General features: G+C 72.1%; 14 protein-coding genes. 4 read left to right on the top strand and 10 right to left on the bottom strand.

Annotation, left to right across the window (positions count from 1 at the left end; translation table 11 throughout):
* Positions 1–40: 40 nt before the first annotated feature.
* The 4 genes from JIW86_RS24155 to rsmI form a co-directional block, all read right to left on the bottom strand.
* Positions 41–1,297, bottom strand: coding sequence for a resuscitation-promoting factor (locus JIW86_RS24155; RefSeq protein WP_257559414.1), 1,257 nt, complete (start codon positions 1,295–1,297; stop codon positions 41–43).
* Between the two features lie 319 nt (positions 1,298–1,616).
* Entirely contained in the window at positions 1,617–2,498 is an 882-nt protein-coding gene (locus tag JIW86_RS24150; RefSeq protein WP_257555955.1) for a TatD family hydrolase, read from the bottom strand.
* Between the two features lie 10 nt (positions 2,499–2,508).
* Positions 2,509–3,015, bottom strand: a complete 507-nt coding sequence (locus tag JIW86_RS24145) for a hypothetical protein (protein ID WP_257555953.1) — start codon at positions 3,013–3,015, stop codon at positions 2,509–2,511.
* Positions 3,016–3,175: 160 nt separating this feature from the next.
* Positions 3,176–4,072, bottom strand: coding sequence for a 16S rRNA (cytidine(1402)-2'-O)-methyltransferase (gene rsmI / locus JIW86_RS24140; RefSeq protein ID WP_257555951.1), 897 nt, complete (start codon positions 4,070–4,072; stop codon positions 3,176–3,178).
* Positions 4,073–4,150: 78 nt separating this feature from the next.
* Between rsmI and JIW86_RS24135 the strand changes: the two genes are divergently transcribed.
* Both JIW86_RS24135 and JIW86_RS24130 read left to right on the top strand, forming a co-directional pair.
* The gene (locus JIW86_RS24135) at positions 4,151–5,923 is read left to right on the top strand and encodes a dolichyl-phosphate-mannose--protein mannosyltransferase (RefSeq protein WP_416237592.1); all 1,773 of its coding nucleotides are present in this window, start codon (positions 4,151–4,153) and stop codon (positions 5,921–5,923) included.
* A 304-nt stretch (positions 5,924–6,227) separates the two neighbouring features.
* A complete protein-coding gene (locus JIW86_RS24130) occupies positions 6,228–8,024 on the top strand; it encodes an ice-binding family protein (protein ID WP_257555949.1) in 1,797 nt (598 codons plus the stop codon).
* A 127-nt stretch (positions 8,025–8,151) separates the two neighbouring features.
* On the opposite strand, the gene JIW86_RS24125 is transcribed toward JIW86_RS24130, so the two are convergent.
* The gene (locus JIW86_RS24125; RefSeq protein ID WP_257555947.1) at positions 8,152–9,054 is read right to left on the bottom strand and encodes a helix-turn-helix domain-containing protein; all 903 of its coding nucleotides are present in this window, start codon (positions 9,052–9,054) and stop codon (positions 8,152–8,154) included.
* A 397-nt stretch (positions 9,055–9,451) separates the two neighbouring features.
* A complete protein-coding gene (locus JIW86_RS24120; RefSeq protein WP_257555945.1) occupies positions 9,452–10,117 on the bottom strand; it encodes a histone deacetylase in 666 nt (221 codons plus the stop codon).
* A 182-nt stretch (positions 10,118–10,299) separates the two neighbouring features.
* On the opposite strand from JIW86_RS24120, the gene JIW86_RS24115 reads away from it, so the two are divergent.
* The gene (locus JIW86_RS24115; RefSeq protein ID WP_257555943.1) at positions 10,300–11,940 is read left to right on the top strand and encodes a penicillin-binding transpeptidase domain-containing protein; all 1,641 of its coding nucleotides are present in this window, start codon (positions 10,300–10,302) and stop codon (positions 11,938–11,940) included.
* 76 nt (positions 11,941–12,016) lie between these two features.
* Positions 12,017–12,496: a YbaK/EbsC family protein gene (locus JIW86_RS24110; protein ID WP_257555941.1), complete on the top strand. Its 480-nt coding sequence runs from the start codon at positions 12,017–12,019 to the stop codon at positions 12,494–12,496.
* Between the two features lie 52 nt (positions 12,497–12,548).
* Here the strand turns inward: JIW86_RS24110 and JIW86_RS24105 are convergent, their stop codons facing one another.
* From JIW86_RS24105 to JIW86_RS24090, 4 genes are read right to left on the bottom strand one after another with little or no spacing between them, the layout of a single operon-like run.
* Positions 12,549–13,712 carry a serine hydrolase domain-containing protein gene (locus JIW86_RS24105; RefSeq protein ID WP_416237685.1) on the bottom strand — a complete coding sequence of 388 codons (1,164 nt, stop codon included), beginning with the start codon at positions 13,710–13,712 and terminating at the stop codon, positions 12,549–12,551.
* Positions 13,713–13,749: 37 nt separating this feature from the next.
* Positions 13,750–14,508 carry an energy-coupling factor ABC transporter ATP-binding protein gene (locus JIW86_RS24100; RefSeq protein WP_215144697.1) on the bottom strand — a complete coding sequence of 253 codons (759 nt, stop codon included), beginning with the start codon at positions 14,506–14,508 and terminating at the stop codon, positions 13,750–13,752.
* A complete protein-coding gene (cbiQ, locus tag JIW86_RS24095) occupies positions 14,496–15,257 on the bottom strand; it encodes a cobalt ECF transporter T component CbiQ (protein WP_257555937.1) in 762 nt (253 codons plus the stop codon). The genes JIW86_RS24100 and cbiQ overlap by 13 nt, the downstream gene beginning before the upstream one ends.
* Before the next feature lies 1 nt (position 15,258).
* Positions 15,259–16,338, bottom strand: a complete 1,080-nt coding sequence (locus JIW86_RS24090; protein ID WP_257555935.1) for an energy-coupling factor ABC transporter permease — start codon at positions 16,336–16,338, stop codon at positions 15,259–15,261.
* Between the last annotated feature and the right edge of the window lie 3 nt (positions 16,339–16,341).

Below are 16,341 nucleotides of genomic sequence, written 5' to 3'. Positions count from 1 at the left end.
CCCATATCCGGCGTGCACGCCCGACCGGCGCCACGACGAACTACCTGAGCCTACGGCCGCAGTGCGGCCACGGACTCGCCCCCCGCTGCACGTAGAGCTTCTTCGCCCGGTACGTCTGTTCCCCGGCCGGGGCGTCCTGGGGGCGGCCGCTGCCGCCGAGGCTCTGCCAGGTGCGTACGTCGAACTGGTAGAGGCCGCCGTACGTGCCCGAGGAGTCGGTGGCCGAGGGGCGGCCGCCCGATTCGCACTGGGCCAGGGCTCCCCAGTCGAGACCGTCGGCGCCGGAGACGGAGGCCGGCAGCGGCTTCGTGCCGACCTTGACGAGCTGGGTCACGGGCTCGCGGACGGTCTCCTCCGCGATGCGGCGGGGTTTCTGGCGGACCCCGTTGACGGTGCGCAGGCTGTAGGTGACCCGGCGGGCTCCGGGCCGGCCGGCCCGCTCGACGACCTCGGTGCCGGCGAAAAGGGTGGCGTCCTCGACCCGCTGCGTCTCGTACGGGACGCGCTCCTCGCGGACCTCGCGGGTGCCGGTGATGCGCAGCACGGTGATGGTCTGCCCGTCGCGCGGGAAGGTGATGGGGGGCACGGAGGTGGTGTCCTGGCCCTGCAGGGTGATGCCGGCCTGTTCGAGGGCCTCCTGGACGGTGGCGGCGTTGGTGCGGATGGTGCGTTCGCGGCCGTCGGCCATGAAGGTGACGCTGCGTTCGGTGCGGACGCTGAGGACCAGCCCGGCGCGCGGGACGGGGGCGGTGCGGGGCGCGGAGAGGTAGGCGCCCTCGGCGCGGATGCCGAACTGGCGGAGCGCGCCCTCGACGGTGCGGGCGGTGGTCCACACCTGGCGCTGCTGTCCGTCGAGGGTGAGGCGCAGGGGGCGGCCGTAGCGGACGACGACCTGTTCGCCGTCGTCGAGGGGTTCGCCGGGGGCGGGGGCGACGAGGTCGTGGGGGCCGACGTCGAGGCCTTCGGCGGCCAGCAGTTCGTCAACGTCGTCGGCGAAGGTGTGGAGGGTGCGCGGGACGCCGTCGACGGTGAGCCGTACCGACTTGTCGGCGGCGACGAAGGCGGTGGTGCCGCCCGCGAGGAAGGCGACGACCAGGGCTTGGGGCACGATCCGCCGCCAGGTGCCGGGCGGGGGTTCGGCGGGGGTGGTGCGGCGGCGTCTGCCGGTGCCGGGCCCCGGCGCCGGCCACGGCGCGGGGGCGGGTGCGGGCTCCGGCAGCAGGGCGACGGGGGCGGGGGCCCGGCGACGCCCCGATCCGGCGGCTACGGGCACGGCGGTCACCGCCACGGGAGCCATGGGAGTCACGGATGCCACGGAGGACACCGTCGGCGCCTCGGGGTCGGGCCATCCGGCCGACTGCTGCCCGCTCTGGCGTGCGCGGCGGCGGCCCGCCCCGCGCGGGGCCGGCACCCCGGGCTCCGGGGCGCCGGGATCCTCGTACGCCCCCGGAACGGGACCGCCACGGCGGTGACTGCCCTGCGTATCGCTCACGACGCTCGCTCCACTGGTGTTCCGGCACCCGCTGGTTCGGGCACGGCACCATAGCGGAGGAGTCGTCACGCTCCAAAGCCGGGCGGTCACACAGCGTGTCGCCGTGGGGAGTCCGGCGGGGTGGTCAGTAGGCGAAGGCGCGAGCGGTGTTGGCGGCCAGCGCCGTGGCCATCGCGTCCTCGTCGATGCCGCGGACCGCCGCCATCGCCCGTACCGTCAGCGGAATGAGGTACGGGGCGTTGGGCCGTCCGCGGTACGGCGCCGGGGTGAGGTACGGGGCGTCCGTCTCGACGAGCACCAGCTCCAGCGGGGCCACGGCCAGGGCCTCGCGCAGCGGGGCCGCGTTCCTGAAGGTGACCGTTCCGGCGAAGGACATGTAGTACCCGGCGGCGGCGCACTCCCGCGCCATGCCGGCGTCCCCGGAGTAGCAGTGGAAGACGGTGCGCTCCGGCGCGCCCTCCTCCCGCAGCACGCGCAGCACGTCCGCGTGGGCGTCGCGGTCGTGGATCACGAGGGCCTTGCCCTGGCGCTTGGCGATCTCGATGTGGGCGCGGAAGGAACGCTCCTGCGCGGCCATTCCCTCCGGCCCGGTGCGGAAATAGTCGAGTCCGGTCTCGCCGACCGCCTTGACGTGGTCGAGCGCGGCCAGGGCCTCGATCTCGGCCAGTGCCTCGTCGAGCGCGGCCTCGCCGCCGCCGGTCCGGGCACCCTGGCGGGACCAGCCGTCGGGGTCCCCGTGGACGATCCGGGGGGCCTCGTTCGGGTGCAGGGCCACGGCCGCGTGGACGTTCTCGTACGCGGCGGCCGTCTCGGCGGCCCAGCGGGAGCCCTTCACGTCGCAGCCGACCTGGACGACCGTGGTCACGCCCACCGAGGCGGCCTTCGCGAGGCCCTCCTCGACGGTTCCGGACTGCATGTCCAGGTGGGTGTGCGAGTCCGCCACCGCCACCCGGAGGGGTTCGGGCAGCGGCGGCGGTGCGTCCTTGGAGGCTGACGAAGTGCTCATGCGGCCGATCTTATGACCGGCGGAAGATCCCCAGCAGGCGGGAGAGGAGGCCCGGGTGCTTCTCGGCCTCGTCGATGGCGACGGGTCCGGGGGCGTCGTGCGCAGGGGGCGTCTTGTGCGGCTTGGGGGGCTTGGGGGCCCGGGGGACGTTCGCGCCCGCCGGGACGGGCCCGGCGATCCCCGGGGCGATGCGGTGGTGGTAGAGCTGGTCGAGCATGCCGAGCACGGAGGAGACCTGTCCGGCGCGCATGATCCGGACCACGTGGCCGCCGCAGTTGTGGCAGGTCGGGTTGGACAGCGGGGACGGCACCCGCTCGCCGCTGACCTTGTACATGATGAACGGATCGCCCTTGCCGTCCACGTGGTGCTCTATGTCGTAGGCCTGCTCCCAGCCGTACCCGCACCGCATGCACGCGAAGGAGTACGCCTCGTGCACGGTCTGCACGGGCGCGCCGACGGGGCTGCCGGGCGCGCCCGGCACGGCTACGGGTACCGGGGTGTCAGCGATCTCACTCATGCCAGCTCCTCTTGTTCCACTGGTGCCATTGCCAGTGGACGCCTCTTCGGGCGGGAGCGCATCAGGCCCTGTCTAGTGTTGGACGGTCTTTGGGCGACTCATGCCCAAAGCGCCCGGTGCGCGGTCTGAGCTTTGCTTTTCAGGTTAGCTCTTTACCGACTTACGGCACCTTTTGTGCCGCATTCTTTGCCGCGACGACCGCGTCGAACACGTCCCGCTTGGGTACCCCAGCCTCGGCGGCGACAGCGGCGATGGCCTCCTTGCGCCGCTCCCCCGCCTCCTCGCGCACCCGCACCCTGCGCACCAGCTCCTCGTCGTCCACATCGCCGGGGGCGGCCGCCGGGGCGCCCTCCACGACGACGGTGATCTCCCCGCGGACGCCCTCGGCAGCCCAGGCGGCCAGCTCTCCGAGCCCGCCGCGCTTGACCTCCTCGTACGTCTTGGTCAGCTCGCGGCACACGGCGGCGCGGCGCTCGGCGCCGAAGACCTCGGCCATGGCGGCCAGGGTGTCGTCGAGCCGGTGCGGGGCCTCGAAGTAGACGAGCGTGCGCCGCTCGGCCTCGACCTCGCGGAGCCGGCCGAGGCGCTCGCCCGCCTTGCGCGGCAGGAACCCCTCGAAGCAGAACCGGTCCACCGGCAGTCCGGACATGGCCAGCGCGGTGAGCACGGCGGACGGCCCGGGGACAGCGGTGACCTTGATGTCCTTCTCGACGGCGGCGGCGACCAGCCGGTAGCCGGGGTCGGAGACCGAGGGCATGCCGGCGTCGGTCACGAGCAGGACGCGCGCCCCGCCGGTCAGGGCCTCGACCAGCTCCGGGGTGCGCGCGGACTCGTTGCCCTCGAAGTACGACAGGACACGCCCGGTGGTGTGCACGCCCAGGCCCTGGGTCAGCCGGCGCAGCCGCCGGGTGTCCTCGGCGGCGATCACGTCGGCCCGCTCCAGCTCGGTCGCGAGCCGCGGCGGGGCGTCCGCGAGGTCGCCGATCGGGGTGCCGGCGAGTACGAGGACTCCTGCCGGGGAGGTGGGCTCGGTACCGCGGGGCTGGTCAGTCGTCACCCGCCCATCCTCTCAGTCCCGCGCCCTCGAGCTGCCCGGTGCTGGGGTTCACACAGATCCGTTCCCTACGATGACCCGGTGACCAAGACCGCGACGCCGCCGCCCAGCCCCGCGGGGGCCCCGCCCTCCCCGCCGGCGGGACGCGAAGAAGAGCCGCCCACCTGGCTGCGCCGCCTGCGCGCCTTCGGCTACGTGCCGCGCGGCGGTGCCGGCTCGGCGCGCGGCGACGTGCGCGCCCGCCTGGTGCCCCCGTACGCCCAGCCGTCCCCCCAGCTGTGGATGACCTTCGGGCTGCCGCCGCAGGTGTGGGGCACCTGGCAGCGGATCATGTCGTGGGCCGGGCCGCTGCTGGTGGCGCTGGTGGCCGGGGTGCTGCGGTTCGTGCACCTGGGCAGCCCGAAGGCGGTGATATTCGACGAGACCTATTACGCCAAGGACGCCTGGGCCACGATTCAGCAGGGCTACGAGGCGAGCTGGCCCAAGGACATCGACAAGTCGATCCTCGCCAACCCCGACGCGGTCGCCCTCCCGCTGGATCCGGGCTACGTCGTGCACCCGCCCGTCGGCAAGTGGGTCATCGGGCTCGGCGAGTGGATGTTCGGCTTCACCCCCTTCGGCTGGCGGTTCATGACCGCCGTGCTCGGCACCCTCTCCGTGCTGATGCTGTGCCGGATCGGGCGGCGCCTGTTCCGCTCGACCTTCCTGGGGTGCCTGGCGGGTGCGCTGCTCGCGGTGGACGGCCTGCACCTGGTGATGAGCCGCACGGCGCTGCTCGACCTGGTGCTGATGTTCTTCGTGCTGGCCGCCTTCGGGGCGCTGCTCATCGACCGGGACAAGGCCCGGGCCAGGCTCGCGGACGCGCTCCCGGTGGACGACGAGGGCCGGACCCGGCCCGATGTGAAGATCGCCGAGACGCTGGGGCTGGGCTGGCGCCCGTACCGGATCCTGGCGGGGGTCTGTCTGGGCCTCGCCGCGGGCACGAAGTGGAACGGCTTCGTCGTCCTGGCCTTCTTCGGCGTCCTCACCGTGCTGTGGGACGCCGCCGCGCGGCGCACCGCGGGCGCGGGCGCCCCGTACGCGGCGATGCTGCGCCGCGACGCGCTGCCCGCTTTCGTTTCCACGGTGCCGGTGGCGATCGTGACGTACCTGGCCTCCTGGTCGGGCTGGATCTTCAGCCCGGACAACGGCAAGGGCGGCTACCTGCGCGACTGGGCCGCCAAGAGCGACCAGAACAGCGCGCTGTCGTTCCTGCCGGAGTGGCTGCGCAGCCTGTGGCACTACGAGACCGAGGTGTACAAGTTCCACGTCGGTCTGACCTCGGGGCACACCTACGAGTCGAACCCGTGGAGCTGGCTGGTCCTGGGCCGGCCCGTCTCGTACTTCTACGAGTCCCCGGAGCCCGGCACCGACGGGTGCCCGGCGACGGCGGCCGGCAAGTGCGCCCGCGAGGTGCTGGCGCTGGGCACTCCGCTGCTGTGGTGGGCGGGCTGCTTCGCGCTGCTGTACGTGCTGTGGCGGTGGTTCTTCCGCCGCGACTGGCGGGCGGGCGCGATCGCGTGCGCGCTGGGCGCGGGCCTGCTGCCCTGGTTCAACTACCAGGAGCGGACCATCTTCTTCTTCTACGCGGTGGTCTTCGTCCCGTACCTGTGCCTGGCGGTGGCGATGATGATCGGCGCCCTGCTGGGCCCGGCGGGATCGACGGAGCGGCGGCGGACGCTGGGCGCGATCGGGGCGGGGGTCCTGGTCCTGCTGATCGTGTGGAACTTCATCTACTTCTGGCCGATCTTCACCGGCCAGACCCTGCCGATGGACTCCTGGCGGGGCCGCATGTGGCTGGACACCTGGGTCTAGCGACCCGATACGGCAACTACGACGGCCCCGGAGCTCGCGAGCTCCGGGGCCGTCGTAGTTGCCGTACGTCGTTCTCGACTGTCTCTGGACGACCCACAGACTATTTCTGACGTTATGTCACTCATGCAGACCCTTTTTCCGATTTGCTGTCTATTGCTGCGAAATATGCGGGAAGACTCCCGTGTGACGACCCATCACCACCTTTGGCGCGGAGCAGATCTGCGTCCCCTGCTCGGGGGTGAGCCTGCGTGTCGGCGCAGGCAGCGGGCCGGCAGCCCTGACCAGCGACAAGAAAGGTCCTGCAATGGCATTGGATGTCCTCCGGTCGGCTCCACCCGACACAAGCCCTCAACTCGCGCTGTTCAAAAAGGGAGCCTTTGCCCTGCTCCCCGCAGCGTTCCTGGCGGCGGCCACCCTGGTCCCGACCGTCGCCCACGCCGCAGATGCCCCCGTGCTGCTGGGGACCACCGCCAGTTACGGGGTCCTGGCCGGTTCGACGGTCACCAACACGCTCGGCACCGTCATCAACGGCGACCTGGGCCTCTATCCGGGCACATCGGTGACCGGCTTCCCGCCCGGCACCGTCAACGGGGTGACGCGCGTTGCCCCCAACGCCGCCGCCGCTCAGGCGAAGTCCGACCTCGTCGTCGCCTACGACGACGCGGCAGGCCGGGGACCCGGGACCGTTCTCGCTTCGGACGAGATCGGCGGACTGACACTGGGGCCCGGCGTCTACTCGGCCCCGGCGTCCCCGGATTCCCTGCAACTCACCGGGACGGTCACCCTCGACGGCGAGGGCGACCCCAACTCCGTCTTCATCTTCCGGATCCCCTCGACCCTGACCACGGCTTCGGCCAGTGCCGTGGAATTCATCAACGGAGCAAATGCCTGCAACGTGTTCTGGCAGGTGGGCAGCTCCGCCACCCTCGGCACGACCACCCAGTTCAAGGGCACCATCCTGGCCCTGGCGTCCATCACGCTGAACAACAGCGCCGTGATCGAAGGCCGCGCCCTGGCGCGTGAGGCCGCGGTCACGATGAACAACAACACCATTACGGTGCCGACCTGCGCCGTTGGGCCTCCCGGACCGACCGGGCCTACCGGACCGACGGGCTCGCCCGGCCCGACCGGTAGCCCGGGCCCGACGGGCTCGCCTGGCCCGGACGGCTCCCCCGGCCCGACCGGTAGCCCCGGCCCGACCGGTAGCCCCGGCGCGACCGGTTCGCCCGGCCCTGACGGCTCCCCCGGCCCGACCGGCAGCCCGGGCCCCGACGGCAGCCCCGGCGCAACGGGTTCGCCCGGCCCGGACGGCTCCCCCGGCCCGACCGGTAGCCCCGGCCCGACCGGTAGCCCCGGCGCGACCGGTTCACCTGGCCCGGACGGCTCGCCCGGCCCGACCGGCAGCCCCGGCGCCCCCGGCGCGACCGGTTCGCCCGGCCCTGACGGCTCCCCCGGCCCGACCGGCAGCCCCGGCCCCGACGGCAGCCCCGGCGCAACGGGTTCGCCCGGGCCCACCGGTTCCGCCGGACCTGCCGGACCTGCCGGACCCACCGGTTCTGCTGGACCCGTCGGACCTACTGGACCCAAGGGGCCCCGCGGCGACAAGGGCGAAAAGGGTGACTCGGGCAAGCACGACCACGGCCGCCCCGGCCACCACGACGACTACGAGGACGACGAAGACGACGAGGGCCACGAGGGCGACGAGGGCGAGCACGGCGGTCCCGACGACCACGATCAGGGCGAGCACGACGGTCCCGGCGGTCCCGGCGGTCCTGGCGACCACGACCACGGCAAGCCCGGCCACGGTCCCGACAACCACGACCAGGGCAAGCCTCCGTGGGCCGACTTCCTGCCGGGCGGCTTCGACGATGCTCTGGGCCACGCGCTCCCCGGCCACACGGCCAAGAGCGTCAACTTCGCCCCCGTGAGCGCCACCACCGGCCAGCAGCCGAAGGGGGCGTCGCCCGGCCTCGCCGCCACCGGCACAAGCAGCGGGACCGGCATCATGGCCGCCTTCGCGGCCGCGCTGGCATTCGTCGGAGGCTCGGCCCTCTTCACGATGAAGAGGACCCGCCGAGGTGCAGCGACTCGACAGGAGTAGCCGGCACATGGCGGGCGTGACAGCCTCACACGTCTGACCGATCGGTCTCGGATGACCCGCAGCCGAGCCCCTGGACACGTCGTCCAGGGGCTCGGTTCCCGATGTCAGGATGCCTACCGCACGGCGCTCACGGGTTCGGCCGGGACGGCGTGCGGACGTCTGGCTGGAATTCCGTGCCGACGTACGCCCTGATGGCTTCGTTGATGAAATACCGGGTCCTGTCCGGACTCAGCGCCTGGGCCTGCAGGTGGGCATACATATCGCTGTAGATTCTGACGTCGGAACGTTTCTCCAAATAGAGATCGCTGGTGAACCTTTCCAAATACACCACGCTCGTGTCGGTGGCGTCGGCGAACTCGAGCAGCGCGAACTGTCCCGAGACACCCGGGTGCGCCCCCGTGTCGTGGGGGAGAACCTGCATGGTGATGTGCGGCTGGGCTGCGAGCCGGGTCAGATGTTCCAGCTGCTCGCGCATGACCTCGCGGCTGCCTACGAGACGCCGCAGTGCCGATTCGTCCAGTACGGCCCATAAGCGCAGCGGGTTGCCCGGGGCGCTCAACCGCTGCTGGCGCCGCAGCCGTACCTGGAGACGTGTGGCGGCCTGTTCGGCGGTGGCCTGAGGGATCGTTCCTGCAATGACCGCCCGAGCGTAGGCGGGGGTCTGCAGCAGGCCGGGAATCACCAGGGCCTCGTAGCATCGGATCGCTGCGGCCTCGGCCTCCAGGCCGATGTAGGCGCCGTACGGGATGTCACCGTAGGCGGTCCACCAGCCCTGCTGCCCCGATTCCCTGGCCAACTGCATCAGCTGGTCAACGAGCCGCCGGTCCTGGACTCCGTACAGCCCGCAGAGATCGCGCACGTCGCGCGGCTTGATGAGGCGGCGGCCGTTCTCCATGAGACTGATCTTGGGCTGGGAGATCAGCAGGCTCTCCGCCACTTGCGGCGTCGTCATGCCCCTGATCTCCCGGAGCCGACGGAGCTCCGATCCAAGCCGGCGCCTGCTGACGGTGGGATTGACATGGGCACCCACGGGCCGTTTACCTCGCTCAAAAGATCTTGCCATGGCCTGCAGATTGTCACGACCAGCGGGTCAATCGGGTCCACCTTTTCACCGTGTCGCGCACGGCGATGCACCCCCGAGCGAAGAACGACCTGGCGCTTCGTAATACTTCCCGCCTTCACTTCCTAAGTGAATTCAAACTGACCATATTTTCCACTGCGGACAGGCCCATTCTCGTATGAATTTCTGCGCAATATTCCGGGCTGTGGATACGCGGTCGACCCCGCGTGCGGCCGGGCGTCACGAAGCGTCCCTGATGCCGCAGGCGCGCGAGAGACATAGCATGACAAGTGGGCCATTGCACTCTCACGTGTGGCGGCCCGGAAGGGCGGCCCCGGCGTGTGAATGTGCCGGGGTCGTTGCTGTGTCACCCCAGCAGATCCAGGATCTGATCCACGCTCCAGCGGCCGGCCGCGCCCGGGCACCGTGTGAGGTAGTCGGCGATGGACCGCTCGTTCCATGCCCCGGACTCCAGCATGCCCGCCGCCAGGTGCGTGACGTACGCGGCGGACGGCTTGACCCAGTCCACTTCGTGCATCACCCAGGGGGCGGTGAAGGTCAGCACGGGTACGCCTTCCAGCACGCCGGAGCAGATCAGCGTCTCGTAGCGGCCCGGACCCCGCTCGTCCCGTCCCGAACGCAGGACCTCGGTGAGGTCGAGGTCGGCCCCGGGCTCCCGGTACATCTCCTGGGCGGCGATGTCGGAGAACTGCTGCGCCGTCACCAGGTGGGCGCGCGCCCGCGTGCGGCCTGCCGCCGCCGGGTCGTAGAAGGCCCTGCCGCCCGTCCACACGGTCGACTCCGTGGCGAAGTACAGGCGCCCCGGCAGCTCGACCGGCACCGACCGCGCCGGCGCGCGGCGATCGCGGCATCCGGGGTAGCTGCGGGCGGCACCCGGAGGGGTGCCTCCGGCGAGGTACCAGGCCAGCCGGTCCCGGTGCATGTTCGAGCCGTAGGACGTGTACCAGATCAATTCGGGCGCGGCTCCGTCCATGTCGATACGGACCCCTCCCACCGTGTGAACAAGGCTCATCGTGCGATCTATACCGGCATACCGGCCAGACCCTGCCAAGGGACTCCCGGCGGGCGATCATTTTCGGCCATCGATGTTCCGGTCCGGTAACAACAAGGAGACGGTTCGCTCGCAGAGCGTAAGGTCCGCACCAGAGGTTCTTTGAACATGTTCAGGGAACGGGGACTCTGAAAGGGACTCAAATGAACGGGGCAGCGAAGGGCGCCATCGTCGGCGGGGTATTCCTCGCGTTGGTCGGCGGCGCCGGGTACGGGGTGTACGCCCTGGTCGGGGACTCCGACGGCGACGGCAAGGGGAGCGCCAAGGGCGACACCGCCGCGCAGTCGGAGAAGGGCAGCGGTCCCGTCACCGAGAAGGAGACCGCGGCCACCGCGAAGGCCTTCCTGGCCGCATGGGCCGCCGGGGACGCGCGGACGGCCGCCGACCTGACGAACAACGCGCAGGCCGCGCAGACCGCGGTGGGCGATTATCAGACCAAGGCGTACGTGTCCAAGGCCGTGATCACCCCGGGCACGCCGAACGGCACCACCGTGCCGTTCAAGGTCGAGGCGGAGATCACGTACGAGGGCACGACCAAGCCCCTCGCGTACGAGTCCCAGCTGACCGTGGTGCGCGGGCTGACCAGCGGGAAGCCGCTGGTCGACTGGCAGGCCTCGGTGCTCCACCCACAGCTGGGGCAGTACGAGACCCTGCGCGCCGGCGCTCCCGCGAATCCGCCGGTCAAGGCCGTGGACCGCAACAACGAGGAGCTGACCGCGGAGAAGTACCCCTCGCTGCGGCCGATCCTGGACGAGCTGCGCGAGACGTACGGCAGCAAGGCGGGCGGCAAGCCCGGCGCCGAGCTGTGGATCCAGTCGGGCGACGGGAGCGGTCCCAAGCGGACGCTGCTGACCCTGGTCGAGGGCGAGCCGAGCACCATCAAGACGTACCTGGACGCGAAGGTCCAGGCGGCGGCCGAGAAGGCGGTCGCCCGGTTCCCCGAGGCCTCCGTGGTCGCGATCAAGCCGAGCAACGGGCACATCCTGGCCGTGGCCAACCACCGCAAGGACGGCTACAACGCGGCGATGAGGGGCAACCGGGCGCCCGGTTCCACGATGAAGATCGTGACGGCGGCCATGCTGCTGGACCGCGGCCTGGTGGCGGCCGACAAGCCGGCGGAGTGCGCGAAGGAGGTGACCTGGGGCCGCCCGTTCCACAACCTGAAGAACTTCGACCTGCCGGCCGGCACCAACTTCGCGACCTCGTTCGCCCGGTCCTGCAACACCGCCTTCATCAAGCAGATCAAGCCCGTCAACGACGACTCCGCGCTGCCGAAGGAGGCCACGGAGGTCTTCGGCATCGAACTGGACTGGAAGACGGGCATCAAGACCACCGACGGCAAGGTTCCGCCGGCGACGGGCGCGGCGGCGGCCGCCGAGTACATCGGGCAGGGCCAGATCACCATGAACCCGATGAACGTCGCGTCCATCACGGCGACCGCCCGCACGGGCGTGTTCCGCCAGCCGCTGCTCGTCTCCCCGGACCTCGACGGCCGTACGATCGCGACCGCGCAGCGCCGGATGAAGCCCTCGGTGCAGCAGCAGCTGGTCTCGATGATGAAGCTGACGGCGACCAGCGGCACCGCCAGTGAGGCGATGGCCTCGGTCGGCGGCTCGGACAAGGGCGCGAAGACCGGCTCCGCGGAGGTCGACGGCGCGGGCAACCCCGACAGCTGGTTCACGGGCTTCAGCGGCGACGTGGCGGCGGCGGCGATGGTCGAGGCCGGCGGCCACGGCGGCGACACGGCGGGCCCGATCGTCGCCGAGGTCCTGAACGCGGGCTGAGGCGCGGGCTGAGGCGCGGGGTCCGGCAGGTGAAACCGCCTCGCGCCGCCGGCCCGCGCGGCGCTAGCGTCCGCATATGACGACGTCCACGCACCCCTTGTTCGCCGAGGCCCTCGCCGGGCTGGGCCTCGAACTCACCGTCCGGGCCTTCCCCGAGGGGACCCGTACCGCCGCCGACGCGGCCGCCGCGATCGGCTGTGAGCTGAGCCAGATCGTCAAGTCGCTGATCTTCGCCGCGGACGGGGTCCCGGTGCTGGTCCTGATGGACGGGGCCTCGCGGGTCGACGTGGAGGCCGTACGCCGGGAGATCGGCGCGGGGAAGGTGACGCGGGCCGATGCGGCCGTGGTCCGCGAGACGACCGGTTACGCGATCGGCGGGGTGCCGCCCTTCGGGCACCGCACCTGCACCCGGGTGCTGGCCGACCGGCGGCTGCTCGACCACGACGTGGTCTGGGCGGCCGCCGGCACCCCGAACACCGTGTTCCCGATGGGTCCGCAGGAGCTCATCGAGCACGCGGGCGCCACGCTCGCCGACGTACGGGAAGTCACCGGCTGACCGCGCGGCCCCACCCCCGACGGACGGAGTCCGGCGAAGAAGGGCGCGGGCCTCACAGGGCTGAGCGCAGGGCCCGTACGAGTGCCTGGGCGCGCGGGTCGGCGGTGACCGACTGGGCGTGGGCGTTGGTGACGTAGCCGAAGCCGATGCCCGCCTCCGGGTCCGCGAAGGCCAGGGAGCCGCCGCGGCCCGGGTGGCCGAAGGAGGCCGTCGAGAGCAGCGGCGAGGCCGGGCCGTGCAGCATGTAGCCGGGGCCGAAGCGGGTGTTCACCACCAGGACGCGGTCCGGGCCCGCCGAGAGCTCCTTGCCGGCGGAGGCGGTGGTGGCCGGTGTGAAGATCCGCGCGCCGTCCTCCACCACGCCGATGGTGGCCGCGTAGAAGCGGGCCAGGGCGCGGGCCGTGCCGATGCCCGCCGAGGCCGGGAGCTCGGCGGCCCGGTAGGCGGGGTCGTTCTCGTCCGGCAGGGGGTCGATGGCGGCGAAGGCGCGGCGGGTGAGGGAGTCCGGGTCGGCGTAGGCCTCGGAAACGTTTCTCCTCGGCCGGGTCTTCAGCGTGCCCGCGCTCGAAGGCGGGTCGACCGGCGCCACCCGCCCCACCCGGTGGGCCTCGCTCTCCGGCAGGCCGATCCAGAAGTCCAGGCCCAGCGGCTCGGCTATCTCCTCGGCCAGGATGCCCCCGACCGTGCGCCCGGTCGCCCGCAGCACCAGCTCGGACAGCAGCCAGCTGTAGGTCTGCGCGTGGTAGCCGTGCTCGGTGCCGGGCTGCCAGAAGGGCTGCTGCGCGGCGACCGCGCGCGGTCCGGAGACCCCGTCGGCGGCCTCGGCCGCGGTCAGCCCGCGGTCCAGCGCCGGAACCCCCGCGCGGTGCGCGAGCACGTCGCGGACCAGGGTCCGGTCCTTGCCGCCCGCCTTGAACTCCGGCCAGTACGATCCCACCGGCGCGTCCAGGTCGAGGAGTCCGCGCTGGTGCAGCAGCAGGGGTACGGCGGCGGCCACCCCCTTGGTCGCGGAGCGGACGATCTGGGCGGTGTCCTCGGTCCACGGCTCCGTGCCGTTCGCGTCCTTGGTGCCGCCCCAGAGGTCCACGACCTTGCGGCCGTCCCGGTACACGGCCACCGCCGCGCCCCGGTCCCCCAGCACCTCGAAATTGCGCACGAACGCGTCTCTGACGGGCTCGAAGCCCTCCGTCACCACACCCTGGATGTCCACGGCCAGTCCAACAACCCGCGACCAGCGCTTATGCCACCGATGCCTATGCCACCGATACGGAACGCGGGTCGAAGCCGAAGGGCAGCTCCAGACGGTGGGCCCGCATGAGCTGCTCGTCGCACAGCAGGTCCTGGGTCCGGCCGTCGGCGGCGATCACGCCCTCGCTCAGGATGACCGAGCGCGCGCACAGCTCCAGCGCGTACGGCAGGTCGTGGGTCACCATCAGCACCGTCACGTCGAGCGAGCGCAGGATGTCCGCGAGCTCGCGCCGCGAGGCCGGGTCCAGGTTGGAGGAGGGCTCGTCCAGGACCAGGATCTCGGGCCGCATGGCCAGAACCGTGGCGACGGCCACCCGGCGGCGCTGGCCGAAGGACAAGTGGTGCGGGGGCCGGTCGGCGAAGGCCGCCATCCCGACCTGCTCCAGCGCGTCCCGGACCCGTTCCTCCAGCTCGGCGCCGCGCATCCCGGCCGCAGCCGGGCCGAAGGCCACGTCCTCCCGGACGGTCGGCATGAAGAGCTGGTCGTCGGGGTCCTGGAAGACGATCCCGACCCGGCGCCGGACCTCGGCGAGGTTGCGCTTCTCCACCGGCATCCCGGCCACGCGCACGGAACCGACCCCGCCGGCCAGGATCCCGTTGAGGTGCAGCACGAGGGTGGTCTTCCCGGCGCCGTTCGGCCCGAGGAGGGCCACCCGCTCGCCGTGCGCGACGGTCAGGTCGACCCCGAAGAGGGCCTGGTGCCCGTCGGGGTAGGCGTAGGCGAGGCCCGAGACTTCCAGCGAAGGTGCGGTCATAGCGTCCATCCCATCAGACAGACGGCGAGCGCCGTCACCGGTAGCGCGGCCGCGTACGCCCACTGCGCGCGCGTGGCCACGGCTTCGTCGATCACCGGCATCGAACCGGCGTAGCCGCGGCTGACCATCGCCAGGTAGACCCGCTCGCCGCGCTCGTAGGAGCGGATGAACAGCGCGCCCGCGGTCTTGGCCAGCACCCCCCAGTGCCGGATCCCGCGCGCCTCGAACCCGCGCGAGCGCCGTGCGATGGACATCCGCCGCAGCTCGCCGGTGATCACGTCCCCGTACCGGATCATGAACGAGGCGATCTGTACCAGCAGCGGCGGCAGCTTCAGCCGCTGGAGGCCCAGCAGCAGCGCCCGCAGCTCCGTCGTCGAGGCGAGGAGTACAGACGCGGCCACCCCGAGGGTGCCCTTTGCGAGCACGTTCCAGGCGCCCCAGAGTCCGGAGACGCTGAGCGAGAGGCCCAGTACGTCCACCCGCTCGCCCTCGGCGACGAAGGGCATCAGCACCGCGAAGGCCACGAACGGGATCTCGATCAGCAGCCGCCGCAGCAGGAAGCCGGCCGGCACCCGGGCGGCGGCCGCGACGGCGGCGAGCAGCACGGCGTAGGCCCCGAAGGCCCACACCGCCTCGCGCGGGGTGGAGACCACGACCACCACGAAGGCGAAGGCCGCGGCGAGCTTGCAGTGCGGCGGCAGCGCGTGCACCGGTGAGTGCCCGTGCCGGTAGAGCCGGTGGGCGTGGCCCGCACCCACCTCAGACCGCCGAAGCCGCTGCCGCGGCCGGCTGCTCGTCCGTACGGCGGCGGCGGACCACCCAGAAGACGCCGGTGCCGACGGCGACGGTCGCCCCGACCCCGAGGGCGCCCGCGAGGCCGCCGGAGAGGCGGGCGCTGGCGACGTCCTTGACGGCGTAGTCGGCGAGCGGGGAGCCGGCGGCCGCGTGCTCCTCGACCTTGGCGTCGATGCCCTTGTCGGCGGCGACCTTCTCCAGGCCGTCGGGGCTGGCGGAGGCGTAGAAGGAGACGAACCCGGCGAGAGCCAGGGCGGTGACCAGACCGGTGGCCCACACCTTCGTGGTGGAGCGGGCCGCGACCGGGGCGGGAGCGGCGGCCGGGGCGTCGACCAGTACGCCGTCGACGCGCAGCTTCAGCCGGGTGGTCAGTCCGCGCGCCCCGTGGACCAGGTCGGGCCGTACGGCGATCACGGCGCCCACGGTGGCCGCGGTGATGGCGGCCTCGCCAATGCCGATGAGCACGTGCACGCCGACCATCGCGGTGAACACCTTGCCGATGGAGACGTCGGTGGTGCCGCCGATGGCGTAGATCGCGGTGAAGGCGGCGGCCGCGCCGGGCACCGAGAGCAGGGCTCCGGCGAAGGCGGCGACGGTCACGGAGCGTCGGGTGCCGGGCAGCACCTTGAGCAGCCCGCGGAAGACCGCGTAGGAGAGGACGACGGTGACGACGCCCATGACGGTGATGTTCACGCCGAGGGCGGTCAGGCCGCCGTCGGCGAAGAGGATGCCTTGCATGAGCAGGACGACGGACACGCACAGCACGCCCGTGTAGGGGCCGACGAGTATCGCGGCGAGCGCACCGCCCAGCAGGTGCCCGCTGGTGCCGGCGGCGACGGGGAAGTTCAGCATCTGCACGGCGAAGATGAAGGCGGCGACGAGACCCGCCAGCGGCGCCGTCCGCTCTCCCCCTGGGCCTCCGGCCTGGGAGGGACCCCCAAGCTCGCGCCGGGCGCCGCGGAGGCTGACCGCGACGGCGGCGGCGGCCGCCACTCCGGCGGCCACCGACACAGGTGCGTTGATGAATCCGTCGGGCACATGCATGGA

Source organism: Streptomyces sp. NBC_00162 (assembly GCF_024611995.1).
GTDB lineage: Bacteria > Actinomycetota > Actinomycetes > Streptomycetales > Streptomycetaceae > Streptomyces.
This window is presented reverse-complemented; position numbering and strand designations above follow the sequence as displayed.